The organism is Sphingobacterium sp. NGMCC 1.201703, assembly GCF_047784615.1.
Taxonomy (GTDB): domain Bacteria; phylum Bacteroidota; class Bacteroidia; order Sphingobacteriales; family Sphingobacteriaceae; genus Sphingobacterium.
The window spans coordinates 698,769-712,850 of the sequence record NZ_JBLOHD010000001.1 but is presented as its reverse complement, the minus strand read 5'-3'; the positions used below and the strand labels follow the sequence as shown (position 1 = coordinate 712,850).

General features: G+C 40.0%; 11 protein-coding genes. 4 read left to right on the top strand and 7 right to left on the bottom strand.

Translation table 11 applies throughout. The annotated features are described in order from the left end of the window. Positions 1–130 precede the first annotated feature (130 nt). A complete protein-coding gene (locus ACK8HY_RS02785; RefSeq protein ID WP_077435552.1) occupies positions 131–1,435 on the top strand; it encodes a DEAD/DEAH box helicase in 1,305 nt (434 codons plus the stop codon). 84 nt (positions 1,436–1,519) lie between these two features. On the opposite strand, the gene ACK8HY_RS02780 is transcribed toward ACK8HY_RS02785, so the two are convergent. From ACK8HY_RS02780 to ACK8HY_RS02765, 4 genes are all read right to left on the bottom strand, one after another. Beyond that, on the bottom strand, positions 1,520–2,248 hold the full coding sequence (locus ACK8HY_RS02780; RefSeq protein ID WP_416132716.1) for a menaquinone biosynthetic enzyme MqnA/MqnD family protein: 729 nt from the start codon (positions 2,246–2,248) through the stop codon (positions 1,520–1,522). Continuing rightward, complete coding sequence (locus ACK8HY_RS02775) at positions 2,241–2,867, bottom strand: histidine phosphatase family protein (RefSeq protein ID WP_416132715.1); 627 nt, start codon at positions 2,865–2,867, stop codon at positions 2,241–2,243. Before ACK8HY_RS02775 ends, ACK8HY_RS02780 begins: the two co-directional genes overlap by 8 nt. A 17-nt stretch (positions 2,868–2,884) precedes the next feature. Continuing rightward, positions 2,885–4,084: an aminofutalosine synthase MqnE gene (gene mqnE / locus ACK8HY_RS02770; RefSeq protein ID WP_077435558.1), complete on the bottom strand. Its 1,200-nt coding sequence runs from the start codon at positions 4,082–4,084 to the stop codon at positions 2,885–2,887. Between the two features lie 132 nt (positions 4,085–4,216). Continuing rightward, positions 4,217–6,040 carry an ABC transporter ATP-binding protein gene (locus ACK8HY_RS02765; RefSeq protein WP_416132714.1) on the bottom strand — a complete coding sequence of 608 codons (1,824 nt, stop codon included), beginning with the start codon at positions 6,038–6,040 and terminating at the stop codon, positions 4,217–4,219. A gap of 268 nt (positions 6,041–6,308) precedes the next feature. Between ACK8HY_RS02765 and ACK8HY_RS02760 the strand changes: the two genes are divergently transcribed. Together ACK8HY_RS02760 and ACK8HY_RS02755 are read left to right on the top strand one after the other, a co-directional pair. Next, a complete protein-coding gene (locus ACK8HY_RS02760) occupies positions 6,309–7,469 on the top strand; it encodes a pyridoxal phosphate-dependent aminotransferase (RefSeq protein WP_416132713.1) in 1,161 nt (386 codons plus the stop codon). 124 nt (positions 7,470–7,593) lie between these two features. Then, the gene (locus tag ACK8HY_RS02755; RefSeq protein WP_416132712.1) at positions 7,594–8,433 is read left to right on the top strand and encodes a prephenate dehydrogenase; all 840 of its coding nucleotides are present in this window, start codon (positions 7,594–7,596) and stop codon (positions 8,431–8,433) included. A gap of 184 nt (positions 8,434–8,617) precedes the next feature. Here the strand turns inward: ACK8HY_RS02755 and ACK8HY_RS02750 are convergent, their stop codons facing one another. From ACK8HY_RS02750 to ACK8HY_RS02740, 3 genes are all read right to left on the bottom strand, one after another. Then, entirely contained in the window at positions 8,618–9,805 is a 1,188-nt protein-coding gene (locus tag ACK8HY_RS02750) for a hypothetical protein (RefSeq protein WP_416132711.1), read from the bottom strand. An 81-nt stretch (positions 9,806–9,886) separates the two neighbouring features. Continuing rightward, positions 9,887–10,270 (bottom strand): hypothetical protein, encoded by a 384-nt coding sequence (locus ACK8HY_RS02745; RefSeq protein WP_416132710.1) that lies wholly within the window; start codon positions 10,268–10,270, stop codon positions 9,887–9,889. A 100-nt stretch (positions 10,271–10,370) separates the two neighbouring features. Then, positions 10,371–12,971, bottom strand: a complete 2,601-nt coding sequence (locus ACK8HY_RS02740; protein WP_416132709.1) for a TonB-dependent receptor — start codon at positions 12,969–12,971, stop codon at positions 10,371–10,373. A 407-nt stretch (positions 12,972–13,378) separates the two neighbouring features. Here ACK8HY_RS02740 and ACK8HY_RS02735 point away from each other — a divergent pair, with 407 nt between their 5' ends. Next, entirely contained in the window at positions 13,379–14,005 is a 627-nt protein-coding gene (locus tag ACK8HY_RS02735) for a Crp/Fnr family transcriptional regulator (RefSeq protein WP_077435572.1), read from the top strand. Positions 14,006–14,082 lie beyond the last annotated feature (77 nt).

The window sequence follows — 14,082 nt, the reverse complement described above, 5'->3', positions numbered from 1 at the left end:
ATACCCTTAAAGTATAATATATTGGAGCGTTAAAGCATATTTGCTATAACGTCCAATAAAAAAATCTGACAAAGGTAATCCATCTGAAAGAGGTGGGTTACCTTTTCGTTTTAATTAGTACTTTTGTGCTATGCAGCTAGAAGCTATTTTAAATAAATTCGGTATTTCATCCCTGAATGAAATGCAACAAAAGGTATTGGACACCTACCAAAAAGACAAAGATTTCATTTTGCTCTCCCCTACTGGATCAGGAAAAACCTTAGCCTTTTCATTATTAATACTACAACAGCTAAAAGATATCGCGCGTGAAGTACAGGTGCTGGTTTTAGTCCCTACCCGTGAACTCGCCTTACAGATCGAACAAGTCATCCGCAAACTGACCACGGGATACAAAGTGACCTGTGCCTATGGCGGACATAGCACCCGTATCGAAAAAAATGCCTTCAAAGATGCGCCATCTATTCTTATCGGCACCCCTGGCCGAATAAAACAGCATCTTGAAGAGGGGAATTTCGATCCTACCCAAATCCATACCCTCATACTGGATGAATTTGACAAATCCCTGGAGCTTGGCTTTCAACAGCAAATGGATTTTATCATTCGGCACATGCCAAAAATTAAGTCGCGTATATTGACCTCGGCAACAACAATGGAGAACATTCCGGCTTTTACGCAGATTATGGATCCTATTAGGGTCGATTTCCTAAAAGATGCAAACAATATCCCGCGGATCACGATAAAAAAAGTAGTTGCCAGCAGTCAAAAGAAACTGGAAGCGCTTTTAAAACTTATCTGTAAGATCGGCACAAAAAAAATGATTATTTTTTGCAACCACCGGGATGCTGTCGACCATATCAGTGCGCTATTGGACAATCGTAATATCATCCATGACATCTTTCATGGTGGACTGGAGCAACAGGACAGAGAATTGGCGCTGCTAAAATTCAGAAACCATTCCAACAATGTCCTGATTACGACGGACCTTGCTGCCCGGGGATTGGATATTCCTGAAGTGGATGCAATCATCCACTATCAGCTGCCCCATAAAGAAGAGGATTTTACACACCGCAATGGACGCACAGCGCGTATGCAGGCAAAAGGTGACGTGTATGTCATCTTAAAACCCGAAGAAAATTATCCCTACATTTCTGCTGATACCCAAGAGGAGGAGTTCCCTGACTTTTATGACCTACCCGACAACTCGCCTTTCGCTACACTCTATGTCAGCGCCGGAAGGAAGGACAAAGTCAACAAAATTGACATCGTCGGCTTTCTGTTGAATCTGGATGGTATCGAAAAAGACGATATCGGAATTATCGAAGTCAAGGACAAAATTGCTTATGTTGCTGTCAAACGTAAACTGGCTTTAGCAATCATCAATGCCGCTAACGGACAGAAAGTCAAGGGCCGAAAAGTAAAAGTCGGGAGGACATAAAAATGCCCCAAATAGCGTCTAACTTTTTGGGGCATATCTACAACAAACCTCTTTTCGTATGCTAGCGTGTTAAGCTTTATTTGATCAGTCTAATTCTTTTAGATAGCCAAGATAGCGTTTTACAGCCTCGCGCTTTTGATCCGTTAGATGAAAATCAAGATGTGCGGTTAAATATTTTGTATAGTCAAACCCCTCAAATTCGGGCAGTCCTGCAATGACATCCGTTGCATGGGCCACACCATAAGCAAGTGCATCATTGAAATCCTTCACAAACGATTCAGGCAGCTTTTTGTTACTTACCCAAAGGGCAAACGCAAAAGGCAATCCTGTAAAATCAAACCATTCCTTACCCAGGTCATAGACATAGGGCACAGTATTCTTTTTACCAAAGGTACGGTCACCGATCAGGACGTAGGCATCTGGTTCCACGCTATCGTCCGTAACCAACCGAACGTCTCTTTTCCAATAATTCTTTAGCAGCACTCGGGCCAGACCATTAGAAGTACGCGATTGCTTATCGAGTCTAAGGGTCTCGATCTCTGTAATGGGCTTATTGGAAAAAATAAACACCGAATCTACGGCGCCTTCAGTGCCGATACAAAAATCGGTATTGATATAATATTCAGGAAGACTGAGCAATGCGGCAGTCGGAATAATTCCCATATCTGCCTCGTCATCTATTACTTTTTGTGCACAGGCACTTGGATAATCGACACTTAGATCGATCTGATCCATTACCTTTGATTTGCGTATTCCGTTCAAAAACGGATAAGTGTTTGTATACGATACGGCTGAAACTCTAATTTTATTCATTCATCAATGCTTCTAGGTGATCTGTATTATAATGGTCTATAATTTCAAATTGACCATTATCATACAGCAATTTATATAAAGCAGTATTTGTGTGTGGAAAATCATCCATATAGCGGGCATCAATACCAGTCATGAGGCAAAGCATGATACGTAAGGCACGACCATGCATGCATACTAGAATATTTTTTTCATTTGCTTGGCCCAGCATATGATTCAATGCGACCTGCTGGCGTTCCATTAATGCGTTAGGAGACTCTCCATTTTCAATACTGACATCCAATTCTCCGTTGCGCCATGCAGCGACCAATTGTTCAAAACCAGACAATAACTCAGGTGTTTGCTCCTTCCCTTCGTAGATTCCCCAGCTGATTTCATCCAAGCCGACAAGCTGTTCCCAGGGTAAATTCAGGTCGATAAAGCCTTTTACTGTCTGATGTGTCCGCAATAAGGTCGAGGTATATATTTTGTCAAAAGGCACTGTATTGTACCGTTCAAAGAAAGCCTGAGCCTGGGCCATTCCGGTTTCATTTAATGGAGAATTAACCCCTCTCCCCTGCACGATGCCTTTTAGATTTAGATCAGTCTGTCCGTGTCGTATAAAATAAAATGTCTTTTTCAAAATGAGTATGATCTAATTTATGGGTTCACAACAGGCAATGCGTAATAACTTTTCTTTTTGGTATCCTCTTCAAAGACGACATCATTGTAGTCGGTCACCACATTATACAAGGTATCACGTTCAATGGGATGGCGGCCTACCTTTTTAATCAATTCCACAACCTCTTGTGTCGTCATTCCGGGTTTTTGCTCTTCCGCACCGGCCATACTGTATATTTTGGTCGTATCGTCCAAGGTACCATCAATATCATCCACACCAAAAGCCAAAGACAATTGCGCTGTATCCCTTGATATCATGGCCCAGTAGGCTTTGATATGATCAAAATTATCCATGTAGATCCGTGCAATCGCATAATTTCTTAAATCCTCGATAACAGAGACCTCAGGGATATGTGACATCTGATTTTCCTTGTTCCTAAATTTCAAAGGAATAAAAGTCTGGAAGCCACCGGTTTTATCCTGAAGCTGCCGCAAACGTTCCATATGGTCTACCCTATGCCAAAATTGCTCAATATGACCATATAACATGGTCGCATTTGTGTGCATACCCAGACTGTGAGCTTGCTCATGAATATCTAACCACTGCTCAGCCGTACACTTGTCATGCGCAATCTGCTCCCGGATTTCCGGATGAAAGATCTCTGCGCCACCACCGGGCATGGAGTCCAGACCACAGGACTGCAAGTATTTCAGTCCATCATAGTGGCTCAACTTTGCTTTCTTGAAGATGTAATAATATTCTACTGGTGTGAGTCCCTTGATATGTAATTCTGGCCGATGTGCTTTACATCTTCTAAAGAAATCGGCATAAAATTCGAGATTTTGCTTTGGCACTACCCCACCGGTAATATGCACTTCGGTAACGGCTTCATTGTCATATTTCTTCACAATATCCATCATGCCATCGACCTCCATTTCCCAGCCTTCAGCGCGCTCTTTGATCAGTCTGGAATAGGAACAGAATTTGCAGTCATATACACAGACATTCGTAGGCTCAATGTGAAAATTGCGATTAAAGAAGGTATGGTCTCCATGACGTTTCTCACGGATGTAATTGGCAAGAACACCAAGATAGCCTAATTCACCTTTTTCGTATAAAAGAACTCCCTCATCAAAAGTGATACGCTCCTCTCGCAAAACTTTCTCGGCTATATTTCTTAATTCAATGTCTAAATGTTTATCATTGATCAAGAAATTTAATTTATCTACTGCGTTCATTAATGTATCTCCTATCTTAAACAAATGTACCTAAAAGGCGACAAAAGTTATAATAAAATGTGATAACACTCATTCAGGATTGCGTCATGTTTAGTCTTGGAAAGACAAAAAAAACTCCCCAAGACGATATGCTTAGTCGGTAAATTGCTGCATCTCAATCAACTTCTTATACAAGCCGTTATGCTGTAGCAGTTCGCTATGGCTACCTGTTTCAACAATTTTTCCTGCTTCGATGACGACAATCTTATCGGCATTCTGAATGGTACTTAAACGATGGGCAATCACGACTGTTGTCCGATTATCCATCAACTTATAAAGGGAATCTTGTACTAGTTTTTCAGATTCGGTATCCAAGGCCGAAGTAGCCTCATCGAGCAGCATAATCGGTGGATTTTTCAATACAGCACGTGCAATACAAATCCGCTGACGCTGCCCACCTGACAATTTACCGCCGCGGTCACCAATATTGGTTTGGTACCCTTGATCTGTCTTTAGGATAAACTCATGTGCGTTGGCTATTTTTGCCGCTGCTTCGATTTCTTCCTGACTGGCGGCGAGATTGGCGAATGCGATATTATTGAAAATCGTATCGTTAAATAAAATCGACTCCTGATTAACAACCCCAATCATGCTACGCAAAGAATCCTGATCCAGATCCCGAAGATCTACACCGTCGAACAGGATCTGTCCGTCAGTGACGTCCATAAATCGTGGGATGAGATCCACTAATGTGGATTTTCCTCCACCTGATGGCCCCACCAAAGCAATTACTTTACCTTTTTCGATACTCAAGTCTATTCCCTGAAGGATCTGCTTATCTTTCGTATAGGCAAAATTTACATCTTTAAAAACAATATGCTGTTCAAAGCTTTCGACCTTTTTAGCGTTCGGCTTGTCGGTTACTTCACTGCGTTCATCAACTAATTCCAATACCCGCTCTCCTGCTGCAAGACCATTGTGAATACCACTAAATGCATCTGTCAATGCTTTTGCGGGACGCATCACCTGTGAGAAAATAGCGATATAAGCGATAAATGCAGGCGCCGTCAAACTTTTGTCTCCAGATAGAACCAAATGCCCACCATACAACAAAATAATTGCAACCATGATCACTCCCAGCAGCTCCGAAACAGGCGAACTCAATTGTTGTCTTTTCGCCATTGCCCGACCAATATTGGCATATCGTTCATTCTCATTATGAAATCTATTTTTGATAAAAGAGACTGCATTAAAGGCTTTAATGATTTTGATACCAGATAATGCCTCGTCGAGATAGGAAATCATATTTCCATAGGATTCCTGTGCTGAGCGTGCCTGGCTTTTTAAATTTTTTACAATTCGCGCTATAAAAAATGCCGAAATTGGAATGACTAACAACGAAAAGAAGGTCAGTTTCGCCGAGATATTAAACAGCATCACAATATAGGCAATCAGCTGCAAAGGCTCTTTGAATACGACCTGTAAAGTACCCGTAACTGAATACTGTACAACCTGTACATCGGAAGCAACTTTGGAAACGATATCCCCTTTCCGCTGTCCCGTAAAATAACCGACATGCAGATCCATCACATTGTCAAATACTGCCCTGCGGAGTTTCAGCAAGGTGTGGATACGAAAATTTTCCATAATCCGCTGACAAAAATACCGGAAAAGATTGCTGATAAATACGGAAATTACGATAACAATACAAACGTACTTTAAAGCGCCATAAGCACCGAACTGGGTATTTGCCACATTCGCATAGTAATTAAACCAAGCTAATATATCCGTATAAGTCTCGGGCTTTACAACTTCAGTGGCAGATTCACCCGTATTAAAAAGTGTATGGAGTAATGGAGCGAGTAATGCTAAATTTAACGTGCTAAAAACAACCGTAACCAAGGTGCAGATCACATACGGAATCGCAAATTTCTCAATGGGTTTAGCAAATGATAAGAGCCTAAAATATGTTTTCATTTATTTTGAACTAAGACAAATTAATTTGACACAAAAATAATTTGTCGACCTCTCCTCTTCCATTAAAATTCTTTTGAGCGAGGAAATCGAACAAAAATAACAAATTAATCAAGAAAAGCACTCATACTGTTCTATTCAATAAAATTCCCAAGAGGCAGTATATAACGACCAGCTTACTATTCATTTGAAAAAAAGACAAAAATAGCTGCTTTTTATAGATAATTCCCTAATTTAGCTTCATTCAAATACCAAAATTATTAAAAATAAAATGCAAATAGACGTTGCCAAAAGATTGCAGCAAACTGAAGAATACTACTTCTCAAAAAAACTAAGAGAGATAGATGAGCTTAACAAACAGGGTGCACGTGTAATCAACCTAGGAATTGGAAGTCCTGACTTACCCCCTCATCCGGAGGTAATAGCGACATTGAATACAAATGCCCAACTTCCAAATGTACATGGCTATCAAAATTACAAAGGAGCTCCAGCTTTAAGACAAGCTGTTGCAGATTGGTATCAACGCTATTATCAGGCCACTTTTAACCCCAATACGGAAATCCTACCGCTGATTGGATCAAAAGAAGGTATCGTTCATATTTGCATGACTTACCTACAGGAAGGAGACAAGGCTTTAATCCCCAATCCCGGCTATCCGGCCTATGCTGCTGCCGTAAGATTGAGTGGAGCGGAGTCGATCACCTATAAGCTTACGCAGGAAAAAAATTGGCTGATTGACTTTGAGGAACTTCGGAAACAAGATCTGTCAAACGTTAAGTTAATGTGGATCAATTATCCGCACATGCCCACGGGTGCCTCAGCATCGGATACATTTTATAAAGAGCTGATTGAATTTGCAAAGGAATTCAATATTCTTATCTGTCATGACAATCCCTATAGTTTTATCCTGACGGACAAACCACGTAGTATCATGAGCGTGGAAGGTGCAAAAGAGGTCGCCATAGAATTAAATTCATTGAGCAAATCATCCAATATGGCTGGGTGGAGAGTCGGAGCACTGGTTGGTAGCGAAGAGCGGATCAATCAGGTGTTACGCTTTAAAAGCAATATGGACTCCGGCATGTTTTTGCCTGTCCAATTGGCGGCAGCAAAGGCCTTACAATTGGAGGCTTCATGGTATCAGGAGCTTAATAAAATTTATGCCGATAGACGTCAGAAGGTATATGAAATCATGAACTTACTGGGCTGTTCATACCAAAAAGATCAGGTTGGTTTATTTGTATGGGCTCAGATCCCAGATTCCTATGCAGATGGTTATGCGCTTAGTGATGCTGTCCTGGACAAAGCACGGGTATTTATCACACCGGGAGGCATTTTTGGAGACCGAGGAAATCAGTATATCCGCATCAGTCTCTGTGCCACAGTCGAAGTACTTGAAGAATCCATCCAACGCATTAAGGATAACTTCTAGACACATTTTTCAAAATTAACATTTCAATCCCATGAAATATCCGTGGTTACCCCAGACAAATAAATATAATCCGGATAATTCATATGGGCTTTGAAAGACAAACACGAATAATAATTATTCATATATGAATATTGCCATTGTAGGCGTAGGCTTAATAGGTGGCTCAGTTGCCATCCGCTTAAAAGAAACAAAATTCTGCAGTAAGATCATTGGTGTAGATAAAAGCGAAAAAAATCTTGATAAAGCCAAGCAGATAGGCTTTATCGACGAAGCAATGACTTTGGAAGAAGCAATAAAGAACTGTAAGGTACTTATATTGACTATTCCCGTTGATGCGATTTTGCAGGTCGTTCCTCAGATCCTTGATCAGGTGACGGACCAGGTCGTTATCGATATGGGATCTACCAAGACTAACATACTGAACAAAATCAAAGATCACCCCAATAGAGGACGCTATATTGCAGCTCACCCGATGGCCGGTACGGAATATTCTGGCCCTGAAGCTGCCGTAGCGGGTTTATTCAAGGGCAAGATGATGGTGTATGTTGAAGCCTTTCGAACGGATGAAGATGCGTTCGAAGTTACTGATGCGATCACAGATCAACTGGAGATGCGTACCTGCTTCATGAATGCAGACGAACACGATGTGCATACAGCTTATGTTTCGCATATCTCCCACCTTACTTCATTCGCACTAGCATTAACAGTATTGGAAAAGGAGAAATCCCAGGGACGTATATTTGAGCTGGCAGGATCAGGTTTTGAATCCACAGTCCGTCTGGCTAAAAGTTCACCCGATATGTGGACACCTATTTTCAAACAGAATCGCGAAAATGTACTGGAAGTCCTCGAAGAGCATATCAAACAATTGCAATCCTTACATGATTCAATCGCCAGCGAAGATTATGACAAGTTGCATAAACTTATCAAACGTTCCAATAAGATTAAACGTATCATTAAGTAGGGTCTGAACTGGTTTAATGTTGAACAATTGCAGTTTCAGAGGGAACTGATCTAAAATAAAAACGGGGCTGTCCAAAATTTTGGATAGCCCCGTTTCTATTTTAGTTTATTCATGCTCCCCACATTTCCTGTCCAACTATTAAATTCTCCCGAGGAAGCTTTTCTTTTGGATGGCTTTCTTCTCTCTACTCGTCCTCCAATTCATTGAACTTATCCAAATCAAGCTTCGCTCCCACCGCATCGCCGAGCTTCTCTTTGATAGCAGCACGATAAGAATACAAGTCCGAATAATAAGGATTCAATTCAATAGCTGTTGAATAATCTACCAATGCGCCATGCATATCCTCCAATTTTTCCTTGAGATCAGCCCGTAAAGAATACACATAAAAGTCCTCTGGATTCAGTTCGACCAAACGGTCGAAATCAGACAATGCCTCGGGTAGACAGCCCAAACGTTCGAATAAAGAAGCCCTTTCTTCATACACTATAGATGAGTTGCTGTCATTTTCTTCCGCTTTCGCATAATCGCTAAGTGCTTTTTCTGAATAACCATAAGATTCAAATACCTTTGCACGGAATACATAAGCAGCCGTTTGATTTTCATCCAGCTCGATCGCCCGGTTAAAATCATTTAAAGCCAATTCAAAGCAGGTCAATTTAAGATAGAGACTTCCTCTAAAAACAAAAAGGTTACTGTCTCCTACTGTATTTTTATTAATGGCCAAGGTATACAATTCGATCGCCTTCAGGTAATCATAACAGTGGACATATTCAAGTCCTAATGAATTCAGTTCGTCCGGACTGAGTTCTTTGGGGGTAGATTCCAGCTCCTGAATGACTAGATTTTCTGCTTCAAAATAACTTACTTCGGCCTGATTTTCCTGCCATTCCAATACACTGTGATAATTAAAATCCAATCTTTTGGCAATCTGGTAATCATAAAATGCGCCCTCATCTTCCCCAATCAGGCGATAGACAAGGCATCGGCTTGCATAAAAATAAGGTTCCTCTTTAAAATGTTCAATTGCCCTACTGTAGACAGCAATTGCTTCATTGTAGGCTTTTATTTTAAAATAATAGAGTCCAAGGTAACTGTATGCCAGCGCGTTGTTTGACAGCGCAATGACTTGTTCGAGTACTTCTACAGGGTCGTTATCAGCAATAATCCCCATTGAAAATCCCTTTAAGAGGAGCTGGATGTCTTCTTGTTGGATGTGGTCAAACTCATCCGGGGAAAAGGAAATGATATCTGTTGGGAAAAAAGACGAAATTGGCAAAAAAGAAAATTTAGCGAGCAATACAGCTGAGGGAAGTTTAAAATCCGCTGCAGTAACAGCATCGCCCCGAAGGGTAACAGATAGATTTGACATCATTTGCTTCATACCCAAAACTAAGCTAAATTTCGATACAAAAGAAATTTAAACGTCTCCCATTCCTGCTTAAATAGAAAGGATTTAATTCAGTTCACCGGTCAAATAGAGATATTTGTACCGAACGATATCCCTTGAATTCGTAAATCTGACAAGCTTTTCATGTTTAAATACATAATTGGAAACCTTGTCTTCCATTAAACGTAAAAACTCAACAAATTCTGCGAAAAAGCCTTGGCGCTCACCAGCTGTAAATTGGCTATTTCTTACGATCCAAAAAAATTGGTCTTCATTGACGTGAAAAGACACTTCATTTTTCTTCTCTTTTCGAAAAATAAAAATAGGGTCATTTTCTTGGTTAATAAATAAAGCAAAACCAGTAGTTCCACCATCCAGGTTTACCACAAAAGCGGAAAAATGAACGGTGCCTATCTGTAAATTTTCCAGACAAATTAATTTATGCAACATCAGGTTAGCAGTTAGATCACCTAAAAGTATTAAGTTTTTATTAAAAAACAAAAAAAAGACCCACAATAATGTGAGTCTTTTTAATTCGAATAAGATTTTATTAGAATGTGAATTTCACCGAAGCGTTCCAGGTTCTTCCTAGACCGATCAATACAGTGTTAGAGGTATTGATTCCATTCCAATATTCATTCTTCTCGCCGGCCTTCGTGTTTTCAAAAATATTTGTAGTCGCCTCAGAAATATAGAATTTGTTGAATAAGTTATTGATGTTAAATCTAAAACTTATTGCATTCTTCTCACTGATATCTATTTTATAAGAAACACCGGCATCAACAAGTTGATACGAAGGCAATTCTAATACTTTGCCCTGACCAGCTTGTCTTGAAGAATACAAACGATCATAAGATCTCCAGTCTCCATCCACAGATAAACCTTTCGTGATAAAATACTTGGCACCTAAACCATAGGTTGTTTGTGCAGCATCCCCAACTTCTCCGTTCGTTAGATCGGTTTCTTGTGTTGCCAACACCACTCTGTTTTCATTACGGACAATCGTAACGGATTTTCCATCATATTTCCAGTCACCAATAGAGGCAAAACCCTTAACAGTAAATCCGCTGAACGGACGGGCAGCAAAATCCAACTCTACCCCTTTGTGGTTTTGTTTTACACCATAATTCGAGAAATAAAGATAATCTCCCTCTACTAAGATGTTTGGATCATTGGTTGGATTATACTTGGCAACATCTGCTTTTGAGGCGTTTAATGTGTTACCAGTCACTCTATTTTCCCATGTTGTCTTATAAGCATTCACATTCACATCAATGTATCTTGACATAAATTTATAGCCTAATTCAAGACCTAAGATCTTCTCGTTCTCAGCATAAGGGTTCACGTCATTTCTATAGTTCATGAAGATGTTGTTCTGATAAGGCTGACGTGAATAGTAACCAGCATTAGCAAAAAGACTATGTTTGCCTAGGGTATAGCTTACCCCTCCTTTGGTATTATATCCAAAATTATTGACATTTTCCGATTTTGAGTTCTCCGGTTTCTCTAAATAATATTCTCTACGGCTATTTTGCTGTTGCGAAACTGATCCTTGGAAAAATGCGGTAAAACCATTTTTAGCATATTCCAATTGACCAAATAAGCCACCGTAACGGATCATTTGCTCATAATCCCATGCTAATCTATTTTCTGTCGTTTTAGGTTGACTTGAAAATGCCTTCCATGGATTGGTTGAATACGTCTCTGTAATAAAGACATTATTGCCCAAGTTTACGTTACCTACGTTGGCAATAGATGACTTACCCAACATATCCGTTACCTGACGATAGTGCTCACCTTTATAATCTCGTAAGTCAAATCCAACATTGAAATTTAAATGCTCATTTAATTTACGGTTATAGTTGGAAACGATACCATACCATTGGTGATTGTTTACATCAGCTGCTAAGTAAGGACCTTTATTGAACTTATCTGTTCTTTTGGTTTGACCACCACCACTCGCTACTGAAGCATAAACAACGGTAGATAATGAAGATTTGTCATCGATAGTCCAGTCCCAGTTGAAATTGGCTACCGGTTTATGGTAGTAATTTTTACGGTAGTTAACTTCAGTACCATCAACGGTCTCGACATTGCTATTGTATCTTCGTCCATTTTTCAGGTAGTTATCCAATGTCGAAGTGAAACCTTGGTTATGCCATTGTGGAGCACCAGTAACCATTAAGTTAAAGTTATGCTTCTCGCTCGCTTTATAACCCACAGACAAGAAATAATTTTGTCCCTGTCCTTGCGTACCATTCACATATCCATCACCAGACCAATGGGTAAACATTGCTGAAACAGCAAAACCGCTTTTCATCATTCCAGTACTATAACCTACAGTTCCTTTCATCAACATGTCATTACCGACTGTCGTCCGCACAAAACCACCTTCTTTCATATCCGTGGACTTGGTCACAAAGTTGATCGTTCCCCCTACGGATGAAATCGCCAGTTTGGAAGACCCCAAACCACGTTGGATCTGTACCAAAGACGCAATATCGGTAAGACCAGACCAGTTAGACCAATATACACGGCCATTATCCATTCCATTCACAGGCTGACCATTCAATAAAAATGCGGTATTGGATTGATCAAAACCACGTGTAGTCATTGAAGACTCACCAAAACCTTTCGCCTGTCCCGTAATGTAAACAGATGGTGTATTCGCCAAAGTTGACGTAATATCTTGCGCACCTACTTTTTCTTCAATTTCAGTTCTATGAATTGTCGAAACCGCAATAGGCGTTTTTCTACCTACAGCAATATCAATAACACCATGACCAACAACAACAACCTCATCTAAATCCGTTGAAGAACCTTCCGAAAAAGTCGGATTAATATTCAACGATTCGCCCGATTTCAACATGATGTTTTCAATGACAACTGGCTTTTCACCAATGTAGGTCACTTCCACTCTGTAGGGACCGCCCTCTTGAAGATTTGAAATTTGAAATTTTCCTTGAGCATCAGCTGAGCCGCTTACAACTTGTCCACTTGGGATGTGGGTGATTTTAATGGTTGCTCCTTTAACTGTTTGTCCAGTAGCCTCTTTTACAACTCCTGAAACCGAACTAGTATTTGCCGTTTGTGCATGAACCGCGCCATAGCTAGCAAAAACAAGTGCAAAAAAAAGTAAAGACTTTTTCATCTTAGATGTGATTGTTTTGTTTTTTGTGCCGCAAAATTAGGAATTGATTGTCTTTTTAACTAATTTTAACACTAGCACAACTACAAACAGTCCGTTTATATCCACTTCGAATTTTAATCTTCCATAGATTAAGCTTAGTTTTGAGATCAAAACAGCAAATCAAAAATAAGCTCGTTAATAGAAATACAATAAAAACATTCTTTTAATGGAAATATATCAAAAGTAGTCAGAATAAAATTTTGTCTTATCTGAATAAGTCAATACATTCTTTTATTTTCATTTTTATCTCGATATCTACCTAGGACATCCTTTATTACTACAGCAACGCATAAGGTCTTGGCCTTTTTAGGGTGAACAGCAGCCGCCATAAGATCAAAATGGCTATATTTAAGGATTAATAAAAAACTATGTTGTCCATTGAACAAGCTTACGCAGGTGTTCTTGAACCTGCATTGATTGAAGAAATTATAAAGAACGCCCGCATCAAAACTTTCCGTGAAGGCGATCTCATCATCGATACCGATCAATACATCAGCGCAATGCCCCTATTGCTAGCAGGAGCGATCAAAATCGTCCGCGAGGATGAAGACGGAGGCGAACTCCTACTCTACTATCTTGAACAGGGACAGACCTGCACCATGTCTATTGCCTGCTGTCTGGGTAATAAAAAAAGTGAAATCCGTGCCCGGGCTGAAAAGGATACAACCGTAGCCATGATCCCCAATGAACTGGTTAATAACTGGATGGCAAAATACCCATCCTGGCGGAATTTCATTATATCAAGCTATTCCAGCCGAATGAATGAAATGCTTCAGGCCATAGATAATCTTGCATTCTCCAATATGGAAGAGCGTATCCTCAATTACCTGAAAGCTAAAGTCAATCTTACCAACGACCGAATTCTTACCCTTACTCATCAGGATATTGCTTCCGATCTGAATACTTCCCGCGTTGTCGTTTCCCGGATCTTAAAAAAACTGGAGAATGAAGACAAAATCGTATTGCTAAGGAATGAGATCAGGGTATTGATTTAGCAACAAAAATAAATTCATATCCAGCGGATATAAAGTCTACAGAGACAGATTTCAATACCTGTGCTGTTGTCTTAGCT